The following is a 20,282-nucleotide window of genomic DNA, read 5'->3' on the forward strand; positions in this document are numbered from 1 at the left end:
CAATGATTTCCGTTTGCAGGCTTGTTGCAGAATTGTTCAGAGCGGGCGGGCGAGAACCGCTTCCGCGATCACGAGATCCTGCCAGGCCATGCCGGAGCCTTTGAACAGAATCGGTCCGGGCGGCACCGGCGCGCCGTTCACCACATCGCTGAGGGAAAGCAGATCACCGGGGCGCAGAATGCCCTCCGCGGCGGCCAGGACGACGTCGCCGCACTCGCGCAGCGCGGTCGCCCGGTCCTCCACGATCACCGTGGCGCGCCCGCAGAACGCGGCGTCCACCTCGCGGGCGTCCGGCTCGTGCGAGCCGACCGCCACCACCACCGCCCGATCACCGAGCAGCGCCGAGTCGAAGAGCGGTTCGCGGGCCGTGGTGGCACAGACCACCAGGTCGGCGGCGTGCAGCGCCTCGGCGGTCCGGGTCGCGCCGGGCCCGGAGCGGGTCACGACGGTCACCGACGCCGGCGTGACGAGCGCCCGCAGCGTGCCGAGGTGGCCGGCGCCCTGCGGGCCCGCGCCGAAGACCACCACGTGCGGCGCCTCCGGCAGGAACCGCCGGACCGCCGCGAACGACACCGCCGGGGTACGCAGGGTGGTCAGCGCCGCTCCGTCGATGATCGCCACCGGTCGCAGCGTCGCCGCGTCGAAGATCGCGTAGAGCCCGCTGATCGTCGGCAGTCCCCGAGCCGTGTTGCCGGGCGCGACGGTGACCAGCTTGACCCCGGCGTGCGCCGCGGACTCGGCCGGCATCAGCAGCATCGACCCGGACCGCAGCGCGACAGCGCCGCGCGGGACTCCGGCCGACGGGTCGAGCCCGGCGCGCAGCGCGTCCTCGATCGCGGCGACCGCGTCGGCCGGCGGCAGCAGCGTGGCGACGTCGGCGGCGGAGACGTACCGGATCATCGGAGCACGAACCCAGGGGTCATCGGGTCGTCCGGGTCCACGACGAACGTGTGCTCGCCGGTCGGATACGCCATTCCGGTGATCACCGGCACCACCTCGGGGCCGGGAGCGTACCGGGCCACGAACCGGGAGCCGACGATCGAGTCGTGCAGCAGCCGCTGGCCCGGCGCGAGCCTGCCGACCGCGGCGAGCGTGGCGACCCGGGCCGCGGTGCCGGACCCGCACGGCGACCGGTCCACCTCGCCGTCCGCGAAGATGGTGACGTTGCGCTGGTGGGCGGCGCCGGGGAGCACGTCGAAGAAGATGGTGCCGTAGATGCCGTCCAGGCGCGGGTCGCTGGGATGCCGCGCGGCGGGGTGCCCGGCGAGCGCCGCCTTGATCTGCCGGCCCAGCACGATCAGCTCCGGCAGGTGCTCCGGGGTGACCGCGAGACCCAGCGAGGCCGCCTCCACCTGGGCGTAGAGCGCGCCGCCGTAGCTGACCGTCACGGTCGCCGGCCCGCGCGGGGTGCGTACCACGATGTTGTCGTCGACCAGGTAGGACGGCACGCTGACGAAGTCCGCGGCGGTGACCCGGCCGGCGGCGGTGTGCACCCGCGCGGTGACCCGGCCGGACGGCACGTCGATCGGCACCTCCGCGACCCCGTCGGCGGGCGCGTCGACCAGGCCGGAGCGGACCGCCCAGACACCGAGCGCGATCGTGCCGTGCCCGCACGCGGTGGAGAAGCCGTCCTTGTGGAAGAAGAGCACCCCGAGCCGGGCGCCGTCGTCGTCCGGCGGGACGAGCATCCCGCCGTACATGTCGGCGTGCCCGCGCGGCTCGTGACAGAGCAGGCGGCGCAGCCGGTCGGCGTCGGTGTCGCCGATGGCGAGGACGCGGCGCTCCGCGACGGACCCGCCGGGGATCCCCACCGGCGGCGCGGGGACGATCCGGAACGGCTCTCCCCCGGTGTGGTAGTCGACCGTGCTGACGCGCACCGATCCCCCTTCCGCCATCGCGATCCATGCACTCTCTCACGAGATTCACGTCGTATGCTGACCGCCGTGAGGAGCCCTCGCCGGACACGTGACGTGCAGGTGGCGGCGACCCGGGCGACCATCCTGGACACGGCGGAGCGGCTCTTCGCCGAGCACGGCGTCGCGACCGTCTCCAACCGGCAGATCAGTGAGGCCGCGGGGCAGGGCAACAACGCCGCCGTGGGCTATCACTTCGGCACCAGGAGCGAGCTGATCCGGGCGATCATCCGGCGGCACGCGGCGCCGATGGAGGAGATCCGGCGGGGGCTGTTCGATCGGTACCGGGAGAGCGCCGAGCTGCGGGACGTGGTCACGTGCGTGGTGTGCCCGTACACGCAACATCTGGCCGCGCTCGGCGCGCCCAGCTGGTATGCGCGGTTCGCCGCGCAGGTGATCACCGAGCCGGGGCTGCGGCAGCTCGCCGGTGACGTGCTGCGCGACGCGCCGGTGCTGTTCGCGGTGAGTGAGGCGCTGCACCGGCTGCTGCCGCACCTGACGCCCGAGGTGTGCCGGGAGCGCGAGGACATGGCGCACACCCTCATCGTGCACTTCTGCGCGCAGCGGGAGCGCAGCGCGCAGCCGCGGTGGGCGGCGACCGCGACGAGTCTGCTGGACGCGGTGGAGGGTCTGTTGCGGGCCCCGATGAACTCCCGGTGACAAACCGGACTCGCGGGCACGGGGATTCACATTTCGTCATGCACGTGCTTTAAATTGTTGCCCTGGCTCGCATGATCCCCGGCGAAAGGGCCGCCCCATGTCCGCGAACTACATCCCGCACCGCCTCAGCGCGGTGGAAGTCGACGCGTTGCGCGCGAAGTACCAGGCCGAACGGGATCGCCGGATCCGGCCCGAGGGCGCCGCGCAGTACCGGCGGGCGGCCGGCGAGTGGGGGTTCTACGCCACCGACCCGTACACCCCGCGCGCCGAGCGGGAGCCGGTCACCGATCGGGTCGAGGCGGTCGTGGTCGGCGGCGGCTTCGGCGGCCTGCTCGCCGGGGCCCGGCTGCGGCAGGCCGGGGTACGGGACCTGCGGATGATCGACGAGGCCGGCGACTTCGGCGGCACCTGGTACTGGAACCGGTACCCGGGCATCCACTGCGACATCGAGTCCACTGTCTACATGCCGCTGCTGGAGGAGGTCGGGTACGTGCCGCAGTGGCGGTACGCGCCCGGCGAGGAGATCCGGCAGCACGCCATCGCCATCGCCAAGCGGTTCGAGCTCTACGACGACACGCTGTTCCACACCCGGGTGACCGAGCTGCGCTGGGACGACGGGGCCGGCGAGTGGACCGTCACGACCGACCGCGGGGACCGCTTCACCTCCCGCTACGTCGTGCTCTCCTCCGGCACCCTTTCCCAGCCGAAACTGCCCGGCATCCCCGGCATCGAGGAGTTCGGCGGGCACACCTTCCACACCAGCCGCTGGGACTACGGATACACCGGCGGCGACCAGACCGGCGGCCTGCACAAACTCGCCGGCAAGAAGGTAGCCGTGGTGGGCACCGGCGCCACCGCCATCCAGATCGTCCCGCACCTGGCCCGCGACGCCGAGCACCTCTACGTCTTCCAGCGCACGCCGTCGACGGTGGACGTCCGCGACAACCGGCCGATCGACGACGCCTTCAAGGCCTCCCTGCAGCCCGGCTGGCAGCAGGAACGGATGGACAACTTCCTGACCATCGTCACCGGCGGCCACGCCGAGACCGACCTGATCGCCGACGGCTGGACGGCGACCGCCAAGCTGCAGCGCCAGATGCTCACCGGCTCGGTCGACAGCAACCTGCCGGCCGAGGAACGCGAGTACCTCGACGAGCTCGCCGACTTCCGGAAGATGAACGAGATCCGCGCCCGGGTCGACGAGATCGTCGACGATCCGGCCACCGCCGAGCTGCTCAAGCCCTGGTACCGGTACATGTGCAAGCGGCCCACGTTCAGCGACCACTACCTGCAGACGTTCAACCGGCCCGACGTCACCCTGGTCGACACCGCGGACACCGGCGGGATCACCCGGATGACGGCTACCTCCGTGGTCGTCGGCGAGACGGCGTACGACGTGGACTGCGTCATCTTCGCCACCGGCTTCGAGGTGGGCATCTCCGGCGTCGTCTCCGGGACCCTTCCGGTGTACGGCCGCGGTGGCATGCCTCTTCTCGGCCACTGGCGCAACGGGCCCCGTACCCTCCATGGCTTCTTTTCGCACGGCTTCCCGAATCTCTTCCACCTCGGGTCGCTGCAGAACGCGGCGGCGGTGAACTTCGTGCACGTGCTGCAGGAGCAGGCGACGCACATCGGCGCGCTGGTCGCCGAGGCCGGCAAGCGCGGCGCGGCCCGGATCGAGCCGAGCGCGGAGGCCGAGGAGGGGTGGATCCGGGTGATCCGGGAGACGGCCCCGGACAACTTCAACTTCCAGGCCGAATGTACGCCCGGGTACTACAACGGGGAGGGTAAGCCGCGACCGGTCAACAACTCGTACGGGCCGGGGCCGGTCGCCTTCCACGACCTGCTGCGCGAGTGGCGGGCCGGCGGCGGTTTCGACGAGGTCATGTAAGCGTCACGGGCGGGGGAGGCGGGCCCGGAGCGCGGCCGCGATCTCCCCCGCCGCAGCCAGTTGCTCCGGCGTCAGGGCGTCCACGAACAGCTCCCGGACGGCGCGCAGATGGGGCACCGTGGCGGCGCCGAAAGCCTCACTCCCCGGCTCGCTCAGCACCACCTCCGCGCCCCGGCTGTCGGTCGCGCACTCCTCCCGGCGGATCAGCCCCCGGCGCTCCATCCGGGCCAGGTGGTGGGAGAGACGGCTGCGCTCCCAGCCGATGTGGGCGGCCAGGTCCGACGACCGCATCCGGTTGCCCGCCGCCTCACTCAACGCCAGCAGCACCGCGTAGTCCCCCGGTGACAGGCCGGTGTCGTGCTGCAACCGTGCGGTGAGCGCACCCCGCAGCGCCTCGGTCGTCTCGATGAACTCGCGCCAGGTCCGCAGGTCGTCCCGGCTGGGCAGCTTGCGCATGAGAGAAGCCTCCTTGACTGACACGTCAACCACCAGCATGCCACAGGACATCGCCGAACAATTCAGACTTGTTCACGCTCACATACCACCTCACCGCGAGCCACACAGTGACGAGCAACGAGAACACGCACGTTAGGCGCACGTTAACAAAGTGTGCCGGGGCCCCTCCCGCTCTCCGGACCGGTGCGGTAGAACATGACGATGAGCGACACAGAGGCACGGCCCGCGGCCGGCATTCGTACCACGATCGACGACGGCCGCACGGCGATCGGCATCGAGCTGGGCTCGACCCGGATCAAGGCCGTGCTGACCGGCCCGGACCACGCGGCGATCGCGGTGGGCACCCACGACTGGGAGAACCAGTTCGTGGACCGGACCTGGACCTACTCCCTCGACGCCGTCTGGGCGGGACTGCGGGACTGTTTCGCCTCGCTGGCCGAGGACGTCCGCCGCAAGTACGGCACGGAGCTGCGCACCACCGGCGCTCTCGGCGTGTCCGCGATGATGCACGGCTACCTCGCGTTCGACGCCGAGGGCGAGCTGCTCACCCCGTTCCGCACCTGGCGCAACACCAACACCGGCGACGCGTCCGAGGCGCTGAGCGAGCTGTTCGGCCACAACATCCCGCACCGCTGGAGCATCGCCCACCTCTACCAGGCCGTGCTGAACGGCGAGGAGCACGTCGCTCGCCTTTCCAAAATCAACACCCTTGCCGGGTACGTCCACTGGCAGCTCACCGGCGAGCAGGTGCTCGGCGTCGGCGACGCCAGCGGCATGTTCCCGATCGACGTCGCCACCGGCGGCTACGACACCCGGATGCTCGCCCAGTTCGACGAGCTGGCGGCCGGCCGGGTGCCGCGCAAGCTCGCCGACCTGCTGCCCGCCGTGCTGCCCGCCGGTGAACCGGCCGGCACGCTGACCGAGGCCGGCGCCCGGCTGCTCGACCCGAGCGGCGTCCTGCAGCCCGGCGCCACGCTCTGCCCGCCCGAGGGTGACGCCGGCACCGGCATGGTCGCCACCAACTCGGTCGCCCGGCGCACCGGCAACGTCAGCGCCGGCACCAGCATCTTCGCCATGATCGTGCTGGAGAACGAGCTGTCCCGGATGCACCCGGAGATCGACCTGGTGACCACCCCGGCAGGCGACCTGGTCGCGATGGTGCACTGCAACAACGGCGCCAGCGAACTGAACTCGTGGGCCGGGCTGTTCGCCGAGTTCACCACGGCGCTCGGCGTCGACGTGGACACCAACAAGATCTTCGAGACGCTGTTCCGCGCCGCGCTGAGCGGCGCGCCCGACGGCGGCGGCCTGATGGCGTTCAACAACCTGTCCGGTGAGCCGATCACCAAGCTGCACGAGGGCCGCCCGCTGTTCTTCCGGGTGCCCGGCAGCTCGCTCGACCTGGCCACCTTCATGCGGACCCAGCTCTACGCCGCGCTGGCGACGCTGCGCATCGGCATGGACGTGCTGCAGAAGGAGGAGTCCGTCAAGCTGGACCGGATGTTCGCGCACGGCGGCCTGTTCAAGACCGAGGGCGTGGCGCAGAACCTGCTCGCGGCCGCCATCAACACGCCCGTCTCGGTCGGTGACCTGGCCGCCGAGGGTGGCGCCTGGGGCATCGCGGTGCTCGCCGGGTTCGTCCGGGACCGGCAGCCGGGTCAGAGCCTCGACGACTTCCTGACCGGCACGGTCTTCGCGGACGCGCAGCTCGACACGGCCGAGCCGGACCCCGCGGACGTCGCCGGGTTCACCGCGTTCATGCAGCGCTACGTGGCGGCCCTCCCGGTGCAGCAGGCGGCCGTCGACAACAGTTAAAACCGGCTGACGAGGGTACGGGTGGGACGGGTCCCCGTTCCGCCCGCTCGTTATGTACGGTCGTACACATGCAGGACTCCCTCACCACCACGCCGGTGGTCCGCGCCGCCACCGTGGCGACCTACACCGCCTTCATCGGCTCCGGCTTCGCGTTCGCCAGCTGGGCGTCCCGGATCCCGCAAGTCCGTGACCAGCTCGAACTCGACTCCGCCGCCCTCGGCCTGGTGCTGCTCGCGATCGCCGCCGGCTCGCTGCTGGCGCTCCCGCTCTCCGGGCCGGTCGTCACCCGGATCGGCTCGTCCCGGACCGTGATGGCGATGACGCTCCTGCTCGGCGTCGGCCTCACCACCGCGGCGATCGGCTCCCTGGCCGGCGTGATCCCGGTGGTGATCGGCCTGTTCCTGCTCGGTTTCGCCAACGGCGCCTGGGACGTCGCGATGAACGTGCAGGGCACCGTCGTGGAACGCCTCCTCAGCAAATCGATCATGTCCCGCTTCCACGCCGGCTTCAGCCTCGGCACCGTCGCCGGCGCCCTCGGCGGCGCCGCCATGATCGCCCTGGACGTCCCGGTCGCCACCCACCTGACCGTCGTCGCCGTCCTCGTCGTGATCGCCGTGGCCTGGCAGGCCCGCCGGTTCGTGCCGGACCACGACGACACCGAACCGGCCGCGGACGGATCGGCCCCGTCCGCCGGCGGCGCGCTCACCGCCTGGCGGGAGCCGCGCACCCTGCTCATCGGGGTGTTCGTGCTGGCCTTCGCGTTCGCCGAAGGGGTCGGCAACGACTGGATCAGCGTCGCCGCGATCGACGGCCACCACGTCTCCGCCACCCTCGGCACCCTCGCGTTCGCCGGGTTCCTCACCGCCATGACAGCCGGCCGCTGGTTCGGTCCGGCACTACTGGACCGCTACGGCCGTACCCGGATGGTCCGGGTCCTCGCTCTTGTGGGCATCGCCGGGGCGACGTTGTTCGTCTTCGCGCCGTCACCCGCCCTCGCGTTCGCCGGCACGCTGCTGTGGGGACTCGGCGCCTCCCTCGGCTTCCCGGTCGGCATGAGCGCCGCCGGCGACGACCCGCGCCGCGCCGCCGCCCGGGTCAGCGTGGTCGCGTCGATCGGCTACTGCGCGTTCCTGGCCGGGCCACCCACGATCGGGCTGCTCGGCCACCACATCACCGTGCTGAAGGCCCTGGTCGTCGTCTCGGCGCTGCTCGCCGTGGCGGTGGCGATCGCCGGAAGCGTGCGGCCGCTGCCGGGCGCACAGCAGCAGCACTAGCACTGAGAACCAGCCGGTCCGGCTGGTCCGGCCGGTCCGGCTGGTCGTGAGTGCAGTCGCGCTGGCAGCCGGCCGGTCCGGCCACTCGCCCGTGCGGTCGCCCGCAGAACCAGCTGGACCAGCCCGGCCGGCAGTGCTGTCGGCGCAGGCCGGCGGGATCACGCTTCGAGCGGCACCGATCGGGTATGCACCGGACACCCGACTGCCACAGGAGGCGCCGCAATGTCCGACGACCGTGACCAGTCCCCCGATCTCGGCGGCAGCACCGACCAGCACGTCACCGGCGCCGAGGAGGAGGGCACCTTCATCACCGACGAGGAGCCGCGCGAGCAGGCGCCCGCCCACGGCAGCAGCAACGCCGGCATCAACGCCACCGGCGCCAACCGGGCGCAGCAGGACACCGACGACTGATGGCGCTCGACCTGCGCGACTCCGTCGTCGTGATCACCGGGGCGTCCAGCGGGATCGGCCGGGCGACCGCGCTGGCGTTCGCCGCCGAGGGCGCCCGGCTGGTCCTCGCCTCCCGCGGCCGGGAGGCGCTCGCCGACGTGGAACGCGCCTGCCGCGAGCGCCTCGCCGACTACCAGAAGAACAACGCCGACCTGCAGCGCGCCGCGGACGTGCTGGTCGTGCCGGCGGACATCGGGGATCCGGCGGCGGTCGACGAGCTCACCCGGGCGACGCTGGAGCGGTTCGGCAGGATCGACGTCTGGGTGGAGGCGGCCGCCGTCGGCATCGCCGGGCCGCTCGGCTCGGAACCGGTCGACGAGCTGCGCCGCCTGGTCGACACCAACGTCCTCGGCGCCACGCTCTGCGCCCGTTCCGCGGTGACCGTCTTCCGGGCGCAGGGGCACGGTGTCCTCGTACTCGTCGGATCGCTGTTGTCGGTGTTCCCGAACCCGGTGATACCGCTCTACTCGATGAGCAAGTTCGCCGTCCGCGGACTGGCGCTCAGCCTTCAGCAGGAGGTCGCCCGGCACCCGCGGATCCGGGTCTGCCTGCTGATGCCCGGCACCGTCGACACCCCGTTCTTCCAGCGGTCCGCCAATCACTCCGGGCGCCGGCTGCGGGCCATTCCCCCCGCGTACGCCCCGGAGCGTCTCGCCGCCCGGATCCTCGCCGTCGCCCGCCACCCGCGCCGGCAGACCACCGTGGGTGTGGTCTCGCACCTGATGCTGGCCGCCCACCGGCTCGCGCCCCGAACCGCCGAGTCGGTGATCGGCTGGTGGGGCGGCGCGTTCGTGACCGGGTCGTCCGCCGTGCCGCCGGGGCCGGGCGCGATCTTCGAGCCGCTGTCCCGCGGGGCGGTGCACGGCGGCTACCGGCGTGGCCGGGTCCGCCGGCGGCTCGGCACGTGGCTGGGCAGCCGGACCTGATCGCGTCCCCGTTGCGCGGGGTTCGGCGAGCGGCCGAACCCCGCGGCGCGGGTGCGGTGAGCAGTTATTCCGGGAGGGTCACGCGCTGCTCGGTGTCGTCCATTCGCCGGCCGTGGATCGTGCGGAGGGCGTCGAGCGCGACCGCGGTGAGGACGCTGCGGCCGACGCCGGCCCGGCCGAGCAGCTCCATTCCGCGGGTGACGGCGACAAAATAGACCGCCAGCGATTGCACGTTCGCGTCCGCCGGGAGCTCGCCGCCCTCCCGTGCGTGGTCGAGGCACTGGGCGTAGACGCCGGCGAGCTGTTCGATCCCGGCCCTGGTCGACGTCGCGATCGGGTCCTCGTCGCCGGTCGACTCGACCAGCGCGCGCGTGGTCAGCGAGACCCGCCGATCGGTGCTGCTGAACTCGATCGCCAGCCCGAGCAGGTGACCGCGGATGCGTTCCAGCGGCGAGGCGTCGTCGTGCCCGAGCGCCTCGGCGACGGCGCGCGCCGCCTCAGCCCGGTCCTCGGACAGCGCCCGCAGGAACAGTTCCCGTTTCCCGCCGAACGCGTTGTAGAGGCTCTGTTTCCCGAGGCCCGTCGCCCGCACGAGGTCGTCCAGCGTCGCGGCGGCGAGACCGTGCACGGCGAACACCTCGCTGGCGCTGCTGACGACGTCGCTCTCGAGGAACTTGCGGGGGCGCGGCATGTGAGCAAGCATACGTTATTGACCGTCTGGTCAAAAACGTGTTAGCTTGATGAAGCACCCATTCTTTCCAGCACCATTCCCGGCATCGAGGAGATGTGACATGAAAAGCAATGAGGAGATCGTTCGCGAGGCTTACCGGCGGGCCGAGGGAAACGTTACCGACGCCGATGGTTTTCGTGACCTGTTCACCTCCGACGGCGAGTTCAACGACGTACCGAACGCGATGACCTTCCGCGGTGACCAGATCCCGCAGGCGATAACGGGCTTAGCGGCGGTCTTTCCCGACATCCACCGGGAGTTGCTCGCGGTGCATGTGATCGGCGACGTGGTGGCGGTCGAGCTTCGCATTCAGGGAACGCATCTCGGCGCTTTCCCGACTCCGGCCGGTGAGATTCCGCCGACCGGTAAGAGAATCGACGTGCCGACCGCTGATCTCTGGTATCTCCGTGCCGGAAAGATTGAGAAATTTAATTGCTACAACGCGGCGAACGTGCTTCTCGCTCAGATCGGTGTCGTCCCCGATTTCGCGTCGGCCGTCGAGGCCGGGCGGGCGATCGCCACCGGGGCGTAGTCAAGGCAGCCGTCGTATCAATCAGCTGTCGGGCGAGCGAGCGCGGGCGCGCCGCTCGCCCGCTCCGAGGCCCGTGGCCTCCGCGGGCCTCGGCCTGACGGAATCGCTCAGTTTGCGCCGCCGTGCGCCGATCATGGTGGTGTGAAGAGCGGGCGAAGCCCGAAGGTGGAAGTCACCGCGCCGCGTAATCCCGTGACCGGGGCGCTGGCGGACTTCCGCGTGGGCACGAAGATCTATGCTGCGGTCCTCTGCTGCGCGCTTGTCGCGGCGATCGTCGGTGTGCTGGGCATCGTCAGGCTCTCGAGCCTCAACGACAACATCAAGGCGATGAAGACCAAGCACGTCGACAGCAGCCTCGTGCTGAGCACGCTGCGCGGGGCGGTCGGGTCGGGCTTCTCCGCGCTCTTCGCCTGGGCGGTCACGCCCGCGGCGCAACGCACCGCGACGCTGCGGGAGAACGTGGCCGCGACCGACGAGGCGACGACGCAGGCCATCACCGACTACCAGGCGCTCGCTGTGGGTTCGCCCGGCCGGGAGAAGGCCGCCGCCGAGGTGGCCGACACGTTCTCCTACTTCCAGAACCTGCGGGACTACGCCCTGTTCGGGGAGAGTCCGGCCGCCGGGTTCGACCCACCCGCCGCCGACAAGGTCGTCACGACCTGGACCGCGACGCAGCAGCAACTCCAGGCGTCGGTGGTGGAACTCCAGGAGACCGAGGACGCCGAGTCGGCTGCCATGGCGGAGGAAGCCGAGTCCAGCTACAACTCCGCCCGTACCCAAATGATCATCTTTTTGGTCGTGGGACTGGTGCTGGCGCTCGCGCTCGCCACGTTCATCTCCCGCGTCATCGCCAAGCAGCTCGGCAGCGTCTCCCGCTCGCTCGCGGCCGTCGCCGACGGCGACCTGACCGTCGGCGCGGAGGTGCACGCCCGCGACGAGCTCGGCGGCATGGCGGTCGCCGTGAACACCGCCCGGGAGGGCCTGCGATCCATGGTCGGGCAGCTCACCTCGAGCTCGCAGACCCTCGGCACCAGCACCGAGCGGCTCAGCCGGGTGGCCGGGCAGATCGGGCAGTCCGCGCAGGACGCCGCCGCCCAGGCCAACGTCGCGGCCACCGCCGCCGGGGACGTGTCGACGAACGTGCAGACCGTCGCCGCCGGCAGCGAGGAGATGGGCGTCTCGATCCGGGAGATCGCCTCCAACGCGTCCGAGGCCGCCCGTGTCGCCAGCGAGGCCGTCGGCGTGGCCGACAGCGCCAACGCGACCGTCTCCCAGCTCGGCACGTCCAGCGCCGAGATCGGCAACGTCATCAAGACGATCACCGCGATCGCCGAGCAGACCAACCTGCTGGCCCTGAACGCCACCATCGAGGCGGCGCGGGCCGGCGAGATGGGCAAGGGTTTCGCCGTGGTCGCCAGCGAGGTCAAGGATCTCGCCCAGGAGACCGCGCGGGCCACCGAGGACATCGCCCGGCGGGTCGAGGCGATCCAGGCGGACAGCTCCAACGCGGTCGCCGCGATCGGCGAGATCTCCTCGATCATCGCGCGGATCAGCGACTACCAGACGACCATCGCGTCCGCCGTGGAGGAACAGACCGCCACCACCGGCGAGATGGCCCGCAGCGTCGGCGACGCGGCGCAGGGCACGTCGGCGATCGCCGGGAACATCGACGGCGTGGCCAGCGCCACCCAGACGACCACGGCCGCCCTGGACGAGGCGAACGCGACGGCGACCGAGCTGGCCGGGATCGCGGCGGAACTGCAGACGGTGGTGTCCCGCTTCCGCGTCTGAGGTTCCCCGGCGACCGGCTGACCGTGAACGTCGACCCCGGCAGGTGGTGGACGCCGCTGATCGCGCCGGCCGTCGTCGCCGGATCACTGAGAAAACCGTAGCGAACCTGCATCCATCCGCGCCGCCGGGAGCGAACACCCCGGAAGGACCTATGCGCGGAAGGGAGGTCGATGAGCTCCGACGACGAGCTCGCCGAGCGGTTACGCGACGGCGACGAGAAAGCCTTACGGACGGTGTATGACCGGCACGGCGCGGCCGTGCTGTATCTGGCCCAGCGGCTGCTGGGCAACCGCGCGGACGCCGAGGACGTCACCCAGGTGACGTTCGTGGCGGCGTGGACGGGACGGGACACGTTCGACCCGCGGCGCGGCACCCTGCTGGGCTGGCTGCTGGGCATCGCGCGGCGCAAGGCCGTCGACCGGTTGCGCTCGGCGGAACGCCAGGACCGGGTGACCGAGACGGTACGCGCCCAGCTCGCCCCACCGGGTGAACTGGAGTCGCCGGAGCGGATCGTGGACCGGCTGGTCGTCGCCGACGAGCTCGGCCGGCTCCCCGCCGAGCAGCGGCGGACGCTGGAGCTGGCGTTCTTCGACGACCTCACCCATCCACAGATAGCGGCCGTCACCGGGCTCCCGCTCGGCACGGTCAAGAGCCATATCCGGCGTGGAATGGCTAACCTGCGACGTCGATGGGAGGTGGACGGTGCAGCATCTGGATCCCGATCGGCTGGTCCTTCTCGCGCTCTCTGAGGAGGACGAACTCGCCGACGAGTCGGCGCACCTGGCCCAGTGCCCCGGATGCCGGCACGACTTCGAGGCGTTGCGTTCGGTCGCCGATCTGGGCGCCGAATCTCAGGAACTGCAGGACCTGCCGGCTCCGCCGGAGCGGATCTGGCGGGCGATCGAGACGGAGGTCTCGCGGAGCAACGTGGTGCCGCTGCACCGGAGGAGGCCGCGCAGGCTGCTGATACCGGCGATGGCGGCGGCAGCCGCGGCGGTCCTCGCGATCGCCGGCACGGTGGTGGTGAACCAGTTCACCGGGCGGCCGGCGTCGACCGTCACGGCACGGGCGACCCTCACGCCGCTGCAGAAGGTTCCGGCGGACGCGAGCGGCACCGTCCGGGTCCGGTCCGACGGCGAGATGGAGATCGACGTACGGAACCTGCCGCTCACCACCGGTTTCCACGAGGTCTGGCTGATCGACCCGGACGACGTCACGAAGATGGTCGCGCTCGGCAACCTGACCGGTGACCGTGACCGTCAGGTGGTGCTGCCGGTGCCGCCGGGAACCGATCTCAACCGGTTCCGGCTGGTGGACGTCAGCGACGAACCGCACGACGGCGACGCCACGCATTCCGGCCAGAGCCTGCTGCGCGGAACTCTCACCTATTAGGTGCATCCACCGCGTACGGCCGGAGCGAAGTACGGGGTGGTGGCGCTCACGTCACCGCCCCGTAGATCGGAAAGGACGCCGACCATGAGGTTCACCCGGGTCACCGCCGTGGCGACCGCCGCCCTCGTCGCCTCCGCCCTCGCCGGCGCGCCCGCCGCCGCGCACACGAAGACCAAGCCGCTCGGCACCACGTCGCTCGCCGCCGTGCTGACCGCGGACAAGAGCGGCTTCGACCGCCGCGGCGGCGACTACGACATCCTGACCGCGGCGGTGCAGGCGGTGCTGACGGCGAAGCCGGCCAGCCCGGTCAAGGTGCTCGCCGACGGGACCACCGCGCTGACCGCGTTCATCCCCGACGACCGTGCCTTCCAACTGCTGGTCGCCGACCTGGAGGACACCAGGCGGCTGCCGAGCGAGAAGGCGGCGTTCACCGCGGTGGCCGGCCTCGGCGTCGACACGGTCGAGGCGGTGCTGCTCTACCACGTCGTGCCGGGTTCCACGATCGACCGCAAGGCGGCGCTGAAGGCCGACGGCGCGAAGCTGACGACCGCCGGTGGAGGTGCCGTCACGGTGGACGTCTACGGCCACTACTGGAAGCGGATCAAGCTGGTCGACGCGGACCGCAGCGACCGCGACGCCCGGGTGGTCCGGTTCGACGTCAACAAGGGCAACCGGCAGATCGCGCACGGCGTCGACCGCGTCCTGCGCCCGATCGACCTGCCCTGATCCCGCTGATCCGTCCATCGCGCTGATCCGTCCGTAGCGGCGGCTCAGCGCGGTGGCCCGTTTCCGTGTCGGCTCAGCGCTCGGGCCAGTCGCCCTTGTCGGCCGCCGCCGCGAACGCCGCCCGCAGGAATCCGGCAAGTGTCTCCTCCGGATCCGCCGCGTTCGCGACCTCCTCATAGGGCAGCAGGAACTCGCCCAGTCCCCGGTCGTATCGCGCTGTTCCCGGCAGCGTCACCTCGGCGTATCCCGGCGGCTCCGGATAGGCATAGGCATAGAACGCCCCCTCGTCTCCCCCGCCCGGCCAGAAACCGCAGCTCGCCAGTTCCCGCGAATAGGCCTCGTGCATCACCGACGGCGGGCAGTTCGGCGCCCCGCCGGGATGCTGCGGCGCGACCCGACCGGAGAACCGGGTGTAGGCCAGGTCCATCGCGCCCCAGAAGAAATGCACCGGGCTGGCCTTGCCGTAGAAATCCGACCGCACCCGGCTCATCACCCGCTCGGCCTGCAACAATTGCCGCCAGAACAGCCGGGCCGCGTCCCCGTCATAGGACTTGTGCACCTCGTCCTCGGCGAACGGGATCGCCGGATCCACCTCGTTCGGCACGGCATGAATGCTGGTCGGCACCCCGAACTCGTCCAGCGTCCCGATCACCTCGGCATAGAAATCCGCCACCGTCCTCGGCTCCAGCGAAATCCGCCGCGCCGCGCCGTCACTGGTCCGCGCGTGCAACACATGCTCGAGAAAGTCGAATTCCAGCTCGAACACCCCGCCCGCATGCGGAACCGCCGACGTGGTGAGCCCCCGCGCACTCGGATACAGCGTCACATGCCACCAGTGATTCGCCGCCGGGGCATGCGCCATCCGCACCTTCCCCACGATCTGCGTCCACAAATGCAACGTGTCGCGCGTCCCCGCCCAATCCGCCACCCGCAACCGCGGCCACTCACCCACAACATCAACCCCATTTCCCGGTACGCGTCACAGCCGTCCCCAGAAATAATGACCCGTCCCGCCCTGACACGCGGCCGTGTGCCCGATCACGGCCGCAGCGCGTCCGCCGGGACAAGTCCCGGCTCATTCCGGGACCCGCCCCCTACCAGAACCGGTAACCAGCCCGCCCCGCCCATGGGGCCGCCGAGCACCCCGTTTCGCCGCCACGCAGGACCAGCGCCGAACACCAGCCGGCCCGCGAAGTTCCACGGTCCGCGGCCGGCCGGGCGACGGTCACAAGGCACACGAACCGGGACATCAACCGCGACCGGTGCTACGGGGCTGACGTGGGCGCGCCCGAAGTCCACACGCACGGTCGGGACCCCGCCCGCGCGGGGAACCCGGGTGCGGCGCGGGCCCGGACGCGGGGTCAGGGCTTGCGGCCCACGGCGGTCCAGACGTTGATGTCGGAACGCTCCGGGATCTCGGCCCCCGGCTCGGGACGCCACTCGCTGGCCGGCACCACGCCCGGCGACACCAGCTCCAGGCCCTCGAACAGCCCGGCGAACTCCTCCTTCGGGCGGGTCCACACGTCCGACCGGCCCTGGGCGATCAACTGCTGATACAACGCCTGCTGCTCCGGCGTGCCGAAGTCCGAGGTGGCGTGGGTGGCGACCAGGTAGCTGCCGGACGGCAGGGCGTCGAGCAGCCGCCGCACGATCGGGGCGGCCGCGCCGTCGCCGTGGATGAAGTGCAGGACGGCGACCAGCATGAGCCCGACCGGCTCCTTGAGGTTGAGCGTCTCGTGCAGCACCGGGTGGCGCAGGATCGCGTCCGGGTCGTTCAGGTCGGCCTCGATGTACGCGGTGCGCCCCTCGGGACTGCTGTTGAGCAGCGCGCGGGCGTGGACCATCACGAGCGGGTCGTTGTCCACGTAGACGACACGGCTCTCCGGCGCGTGCCGCTGCGCGACCTCGTGCGTGTTGTCCGCGGTCGGCAGGCCGGTGCCGATGTCCAGGAACTGCCGGATGCCGGCTTCCGCGGTCAGGAACCGGGTGGCCCGCTGGAGCAGCGCGCGGTTGGCCAGCGCTCCCAGCCGTACCTTGGGGAAGTGTTTCTGAAGTTCGTCGCCGGACGCCCGGTCGGCGGCGAAGTTGTCCTTGCCGCCGAGCCAGTAGTTGTATCGCCGCGCGGGGTGCGGCGCAGTGGGGTCGATGCCGGGGGCGGGGGCGGCTGCGCTCGTGTCGTCCACGCCGAGCACGATAGCGGCAGCCGCCCACATTGATCACCCCGGTAGAAGCGTAGGGATCACCCCGGTAGAAGTGCAGGATCAGCCCCGGTAGAACCGCAGGTAGTCGAAGGACGCGGTGACCGCCGGCTCCGCTCCCCCGTGCGCGACCAGCCCGATCCGCGGGTCGGTGTCGGCCGGCAGCGTCCACACACCACCCCACGTCCAGTTCCGGCCGTCGCGGCTGACGCCGGCCCGGTACTCGTGCTCGCCGTTCGCCGGGTCGACGCGGTGCGCGAGCCGCAGCCACGTGGTGGTCCGGCCGGGCGTGCCGGCGATGGTGCCGCCGTACGAGGTCCGCCCGGCGTACGGCATCTCCTTGCCGAACTCCACCTGACGGGTGTTCCAGATGGCGACCGTGGAGAGCCGCGCGAACTGGTCGTCGTCGACGTAGGCGATCATCCCGGCCTGCTGGAAGTTGCGGACCGTGTCCTCGCCCAGGTCGAGGCTGACCCGGGTCTCGGCGATCCAGTTCCCGGCCGGGGCGTCGCGCAGCAGCACTCCGGCGTCGTCGGAGTCCCCGGTCAGGTCGGCGCCCTGCACCGGCCAGCGCAGCTGCCCGCCGGAGACGGTGGCCGCCGGGTCGGGCCGGACGAAGTCCCAGGCCGCGCCGAGGCCGCCGCGGAACTCGTCGGTGTAGGACGGCAGCAGACGGCCGGGCTGCGGGACCGGAACCGGGCGGGGCCGGGGCACGGCCCGCAACGATGAGGGTGACGACGAGGCCCAGGCGCCACCGTTGACGGTGGGCCAGCCGCCGATCCAGTCCAGCCGGTCCAGCAGCATCGGCCGCTCGTTGACGCCGAACGGCTCGTCCAGGTACGGGTCGGCCCGGTCGATGGCGTGATAGACCAGCCAGTCCTGGCCCCGGCGGTCGGTGACCAGCCCGTTGTGGCCGGTGCCGACCCAGCGGTTGCCGTTCGGCGCGATCACCGGGGTGCCGCCGGCCCGGGAGACGTTGAGCGACTGCCCGTCACGGTCCACGAACGGCCCGAGCGGGCTGCGGGACCGTCCCACCGACACCGAGTACCCGGTGGTCGGGCCGGCGCAGCAGTTGGCGGACGAGGCGAACAGGTAGTACCAGCCGGAGCGGCGGACCACGTACGCCCCCTCGAACTTGTTGTCGATCGCCACCCGGGTCGGCTCGCCGGTGATCCGCAGGCCGTCGGCGGTGAGCCGGCTGGCCCAGATGCCGCCGAAGTAGCTGCCGTAGTAGAGGTAGCGCACGCCGTCCGGGGTGGTGACCTGTGCCGGGTCGAACGTCCACCACCAGCCGCCGTCCGGTGCGGCGCGCGGCGGCACGGCCGGTTCGGGGGCGAAGGTCCACGGGCCGGTCGGGGTGGGCGCGGTGGCGACGCCGATCGCGGAGGCGCCGTCGGGTTCGGTCTCGGTGACGGTCACGTACATGACCCAGCGGTTACCGATCTTGCGGACGTCGGGCGCCCACAGGGCCGCGGTGGGCCGCGCGTACGCCGGGAGCTGGTCCGCCCCGAACGCGTCGCCTGCGTAGGACCAGTTGACCAGGTCGGTGGAGCGGGCCATCGGGATCCGGTGCGGGGTGCCCTCCCCCTCGCGGAGCGGGTCGCTCGTGCCGTACGCGTACCAATGATGGTCGTCCCCGGGAATGACCATCGGGTCGGCGAAGGTGTCCGCGAAGCTCGCCGAGACGGGGTTGGTGTAGACGCGTGCGTCAGCACGCGCGGCGGAGGGGGTGAGCAGGAGGCCCACCGCCAGCAGGACCACAGCGAAGCGCATGATCAGCCCTTCAGGCCGGAGCGGGAGACGCCTTCGATGATGTAGCGCTGCGCGAGGACGAACAGCAACAGCGCCGGGATGCTCGCGATGGCCGCGCCGGCCATCACCACGGGATAGTTGATCGTGTACGCGCCCTGCAGGATGCCCAGGCCCGGCGGCAGCGTGAAGCTGGTCGGGCTGAACAGCACGTAGATCGGCCAGATGAAGTCGTTCCAGTTGGTCAGGAAGCTGATCAGCCCCAGCGTGGCCAGTGCCGGCTTGGACAGCGGCAGGATCACCTTGGTGAAGACCTGCCAGGAGTTGGCGCCCTCGAGGACGGCGGCCTCCTCCAGTTCGCGCGGCAGGCTCTCGAAGAACTGGCGCAGGAAGAACACGCCGAACGCGCTGGCCGCGCCGGGCACGATCAGCGCCCACAGGGTGTCCAGCCAGCCGAGCCGGTCGATGATCAGGAAGTTCGGGATGATCAGCGTGAAGATCGGCACGAACAGGGTCGCCAGGATCATGCCGAAGAGCAGGTTCTTGCCGCGGAACTGCATCCGCGCCAGGGGGTAGGCGGCCATCGACGCCACGATCAGCACCAGGACGGCCTGGCCGGTGGCGGCGAGCAGGCTGTTGAGGAACCAGCGCAGCACCGGTGTCTGCGAGCCGGCTTCGAACAGGGTGCCGTACGCCTCGGTGGTGATCTTCTGCGGGAACAGCGTCGGCGGGACCTGCGTCGCCTCCCCGGGCGTCTTGATCGAGGTGAGGAGCATCCACACCAGCGGGGCGATGAAGATCAGGCTGAGACCGAGCAGCACGGTGTACCAGGCGATACCTCGGACACGGCTCATGACGTCAATCCTTGGTCCGGAAGAGGCGGAAGATGATCAGGCTGATCAGCAGCAGCGCGATGGTGAGCAGGTAGCTCATCGCCGCGGCGCTGCCCATCTTGAAGTCGCGCAGGCCGGTCTGGGCGATGTACATGATCGCCGTGCGGGTCTCCACCCCGGGCGCGCCCTGCGTGATCAGATAGGCCTGGCCGAACATGTTGGCCGAGTTCAGCACCGTGTTGATCACGACGAAGAGCAGGACCGGCCGCAGTCCGGGCAGCGTCACGTGGCGGAACTCGGCCCACTTGCCGCCGCCGTCGATGCGCGCCGCCTCGTACAGCTCGCGCGGGATGTCCTGCAGCCCGGCCAGGTAGATCACCGCGTTGAAGCCGAGCGTCCACCACACCGTGACGCCGACCAGCGAGATCCACGCCCAGGGCAGGTCGGTGGTCCACGGCGTGGTGGTGCCGAGCACGGCGTTGACCGCACCGAGGTTCGGGTCGAGCAGGAACCGCCAGAGCACGCCGATGACCGCGACACCGAGCACGTAGGGAGCGAAGTAGACGGCCCGGAAGAACGTGCGGCCCGGGAACTTCCGGTTGATCAGCAGCGCGACCGCGAGCGGCACGACCAGCAGCAGCGGCACGCTGGCCACCGTGAAGATGCCGGTGGCCTGCATGGACTGCCAGAAGAAGTCGAAGACCGCGGACGCCGGGTCGAACAGCGCCTGGTAGTTGTCCAGCCCGACGAACGGCTTGCCCGGCAGCAGGTAGTCCCAGTCGTGCAGGCTGATCCACAACCCGTAGATCGCCGGCAACAACATGAATCCGGCGAAGAGCACGAAATACGGCACCAAGAAGAGGTACGGGGTGATCGAGGCGTTCCGCCGCATCGGCGGGTTCGCCGTCTCGTCCGCGGCCTGCGTGCGCTCCTGCAGGATCGTCAT

The 20,282-nt window shown here is 71.0% G+C and carries 20 protein-coding genes; 11 read left to right on the forward strand and 9 right to left on the reverse strand.

Annotation, left to right across the window (positions count from 1 at the left end; translation table 11 throughout):
• Positions 1-36: 36 nt before the first annotated feature.
• Both AMIS_RS21660 and AMIS_RS21665 read right to left on the reverse strand, forming a co-directional pair.
• Complete coding sequence (locus AMIS_RS21660; protein WP_014444514.1) at positions 37-900, reverse strand: ornithine cyclodeaminase family protein; 864 nt, start codon at positions 898-900, stop codon at positions 37-39.
• The gene (locus AMIS_RS21665) at positions 897-1,877 is read right to left on the reverse strand and encodes a proline racemase family protein (protein ID WP_231859048.1); all 981 of its coding nucleotides are present in this window, start codon (positions 1,875-1,877) and stop codon (positions 897-899) included. The genes AMIS_RS21660 and AMIS_RS21665 overlap by 4 nt, the downstream gene beginning before the upstream one ends.
• 66 nt (positions 1,878-1,943) lie before the next feature.
• Here AMIS_RS21665 and AMIS_RS21670 point away from each other — a divergent pair, with 66 nt between their 5' ends.
• Both AMIS_RS21670 and AMIS_RS21675 read left to right on the forward strand, forming a co-directional pair.
• Entirely contained in the window at positions 1,944-2,573 is a 630-nt protein-coding gene (locus tag AMIS_RS21670) for a TetR/AcrR family transcriptional regulator (protein WP_231859049.1), read from the forward strand.
• Between the two features lie 97 nt (positions 2,574-2,670).
• A complete protein-coding gene (locus tag AMIS_RS21675) occupies positions 2,671-4,464 on the forward strand; it encodes a flavin-containing monooxygenase (RefSeq protein WP_014444517.1) in 1,794 nt (597 codons plus the stop codon).
• Between the two features lie 3 nt (positions 4,465-4,467).
• Here the strand turns inward: AMIS_RS21675 and AMIS_RS21680 are convergent, their stop codons facing one another.
• A complete protein-coding gene (locus AMIS_RS21680; RefSeq protein WP_041831122.1) occupies positions 4,468-4,920 on the reverse strand; it encodes a MarR family winged helix-turn-helix transcriptional regulator in 453 nt (150 codons plus the stop codon).
• A 201-nt stretch (positions 4,921-5,121) separates the two neighbouring features.
• Here AMIS_RS21680 and AMIS_RS21685 point away from each other — a divergent pair, with 201 nt between their 5' ends.
• From AMIS_RS21685 to AMIS_RS21700, 4 genes are all read left to right on the forward strand, one after another.
• A complete protein-coding gene (locus tag AMIS_RS21685) occupies positions 5,122-6,735 on the forward strand; it encodes a xylulokinase (protein WP_157434966.1) in 1,614 nt (537 codons plus the stop codon).
• Between the two features lie 68 nt (positions 6,736-6,803).
• Complete coding sequence (locus AMIS_RS21690) at positions 6,804-8,009, forward strand: MFS transporter (RefSeq protein WP_014444520.1); 1,206 nt, start codon at positions 6,804-6,806, stop codon at positions 8,007-8,009.
• 222 nt (positions 8,010-8,231) lie between these two features.
• The gene (locus tag AMIS_RS21695) at positions 8,232-8,420 is read left to right on the forward strand and encodes a hypothetical protein (RefSeq protein WP_014444521.1); all 189 of its coding nucleotides are present in this window, start codon (positions 8,232-8,234) and stop codon (positions 8,418-8,420) included.
• Positions 8,420-9,385, forward strand: a complete 966-nt coding sequence (locus tag AMIS_RS21700; protein ID WP_014444522.1) for an SDR family NAD(P)-dependent oxidoreductase — start codon at positions 8,420-8,422, stop codon at positions 9,383-9,385. Before AMIS_RS21695 ends, AMIS_RS21700 begins: the two co-directional genes overlap by 1 nt.
• A gap of 64 nt (positions 9,386-9,449) precedes the next feature.
• On the opposite strand, the gene AMIS_RS21705 is transcribed toward AMIS_RS21700, so the two are convergent.
• Positions 9,450-10,076 carry a TetR/AcrR family transcriptional regulator gene (locus AMIS_RS21705; RefSeq protein ID WP_051042096.1) on the reverse strand — a complete coding sequence of 209 codons (627 nt, stop codon included), beginning with the start codon at positions 10,074-10,076 and terminating at the stop codon, positions 9,450-9,452.
• Positions 10,077-10,176: 100 nt separating this feature from the next.
• Between AMIS_RS21705 and AMIS_RS21710 the strand changes: the two genes are divergently transcribed.
• The 5 genes from AMIS_RS21710 to AMIS_RS21730 all read left to right on the forward strand — a co-directional run bounded on the left by AMIS_RS21710 (position 10,177) and on the right by AMIS_RS21730 (position 14,556).
• Positions 10,177-10,647: an ester cyclase gene (locus AMIS_RS21710; RefSeq protein ID WP_014444524.1), complete on the forward strand. Its 471-nt coding sequence runs from the start codon at positions 10,177-10,179 to the stop codon at positions 10,645-10,647.
• Positions 10,648-10,788: 141 nt separating this feature from the next.
• Entirely contained in the window at positions 10,789-12,438 is a 1,650-nt protein-coding gene (locus tag AMIS_RS21715) for a methyl-accepting chemotaxis protein (RefSeq protein WP_157434967.1), read from the forward strand.
• Positions 12,439-12,608: 170 nt separating this feature from the next.
• A complete protein-coding gene (locus AMIS_RS21720; protein WP_014444526.1) occupies positions 12,609-13,187 on the forward strand; it encodes an RNA polymerase sigma factor in 579 nt (192 codons plus the stop codon).
• Positions 13,141-13,830, forward strand: coding sequence for an anti-sigma factor (locus AMIS_RS21725; RefSeq protein WP_014444527.1), 690 nt, complete (start codon positions 13,141-13,143; stop codon positions 13,828-13,830). The genes AMIS_RS21720 and AMIS_RS21725 overlap by 47 nt, the downstream gene beginning before the upstream one ends.
• 84 nt (positions 13,831-13,914) lie before the next feature.
• Positions 13,915-14,556, forward strand: coding sequence for a fasciclin domain-containing protein (locus AMIS_RS21730; RefSeq protein ID WP_014444528.1), 642 nt, complete (start codon positions 13,915-13,917; stop codon positions 14,554-14,556).
• A gap of 73 nt (positions 14,557-14,629) precedes the next feature.
• Here AMIS_RS21730 and AMIS_RS21735 read toward each other — a convergent pair whose 3' ends face one another.
• The 5 genes from AMIS_RS21735 to AMIS_RS21755 all read right to left on the reverse strand — a co-directional run bounded on the left by AMIS_RS21735 (position 14,630) and on the right by AMIS_RS21755 (position 20,282).
• Positions 14,630-15,508: a DUF5996 family protein gene (locus AMIS_RS21735; protein ID WP_014444529.1), complete on the reverse strand. Its 879-nt coding sequence runs from the start codon at positions 15,506-15,508 to the stop codon at positions 14,630-14,632.
• A 409-nt stretch (positions 15,509-15,917) separates the two neighbouring features.
• Positions 15,918-16,769: an SAM-dependent methyltransferase gene (locus AMIS_RS21740; RefSeq protein ID WP_014444530.1), complete on the reverse strand. Its 852-nt coding sequence runs from the start codon at positions 16,767-16,769 to the stop codon at positions 15,918-15,920.
• A gap of 48 nt (positions 16,770-16,817) precedes the next feature.
• Positions 16,818-18,527 (reverse strand): family 43 glycosylhydrolase, encoded by a 1,710-nt coding sequence (locus tag AMIS_RS21745; RefSeq protein ID WP_014444531.1) that lies wholly within the window; start codon positions 18,525-18,527, stop codon positions 16,818-16,820.
• Between the two features lie 2 nt (positions 18,528-18,529).
• Positions 18,530-19,357: a carbohydrate ABC transporter permease gene (locus tag AMIS_RS21750; RefSeq protein WP_014444532.1), complete on the reverse strand. Its 828-nt coding sequence runs from the start codon at positions 19,355-19,357 to the stop codon at positions 18,530-18,532.
• A gap of 4 nt (positions 19,358-19,361) precedes the next feature.
• Positions 19,362-20,282 (reverse strand): carbohydrate ABC transporter permease, encoded by a 921-nt coding sequence (locus AMIS_RS21755; RefSeq protein ID WP_014444533.1) that lies wholly within the window; start codon positions 20,280-20,282, stop codon positions 19,362-19,364.

Source organism: Actinoplanes missouriensis 431, assembly GCF_000284295.1.
In the GTDB taxonomy this organism is placed as follows: Bacteria; Actinomycetota; Actinomycetes; order Mycobacteriales; family Micromonosporaceae; genus Actinoplanes; species Actinoplanes missouriensis.

Bases quoted from the DNA above. Each gene is read 5' to 3' on its own strand.
- AMIS_RS21680 (WP_041831122.1), bottom strand. From the start codon at position 4,920: ATGCGCAAGCTGCCCAGCCGGGACGACCTGCGGACCTGGCGCGAGTTC.
- AMIS_RS21685 (WP_157434966.1), top strand. From the start codon at position 5,122: ATGAGCGACACAGAGGCACGGCCCGCGGCCGGCATTCGTACCACGATC.
- AMIS_RS21705 (WP_051042096.1), bottom strand. From the start codon at position 10,076: ATGCCGCGCCCCCGCAAGTTCCTCGAGAGCGACGTCGTCAGCAGCGCC.
- AMIS_RS21700 (WP_014444522.1), top strand. From the start codon at position 8,420: ATGGCGCTCGACCTGCGCGACTCCGTCGTCGTGATCACCGGGGCGTCC.
- AMIS_RS21675 (WP_014444517.1), top strand. From the start codon at position 2,671: ATGTCCGCGAACTACATCCCGCACCGCCTCAGCGCGGTGGAAGTCGAC.
- AMIS_RS21745 (WP_014444531.1), bottom strand. From the start codon at position 18,527: ATGCGCTTCGCTGTGGTCCTGCTGGCGGTGGGCCTCCTGCTCACCCCC.
- AMIS_RS21750 (WP_014444532.1), bottom strand. From the start codon at position 19,357: ATGAGCCGTGTCCGAGGTATCGCCTGGTACACCGTGCTGCTCGGTCTC.
- AMIS_RS21740 (WP_014444530.1), bottom strand. From the start codon at position 16,769: ATGTGGGCGGCTGCCGCTATCGTGCTCGGCGTGGACGACACGAGCGCA.
- AMIS_RS21710 (WP_014444524.1), top strand. From the start codon at position 10,177: ATGAAAAGCAATGAGGAGATCGTTCGCGAGGCTTACCGGCGGGCCGAG.
- AMIS_RS21695 (WP_014444521.1), top strand. From the start codon at position 8,232: ATGTCCGACGACCGTGACCAGTCCCCCGATCTCGGCGGCAGCACCGAC.
- AMIS_RS21660 (WP_014444514.1), bottom strand. From the start codon at position 900: ATGATCCGGTACGTCTCCGCCGCCGACGTCGCCACGCTGCTGCCGCCG.
- AMIS_RS21720 (WP_014444526.1), top strand. From the start codon at position 12,609: ATGAGCTCCGACGACGAGCTCGCCGAGCGGTTACGCGACGGCGACGAG.
- AMIS_RS21690 (WP_014444520.1), top strand. From the start codon at position 6,804: ATGCAGGACTCCCTCACCACCACGCCGGTGGTCCGCGCCGCCACCGTG.
- AMIS_RS21755 (WP_014444533.1), bottom strand. From the start codon at position 20,282: ATGACGATCCTGCAGGAGCGCACGCAGGCCGCGGACGAGACGGCGAAC.
- AMIS_RS21730 (WP_014444528.1), top strand. From the start codon at position 13,915: ATGAGGTTCACCCGGGTCACCGCCGTGGCGACCGCCGCCCTCGTCGCC.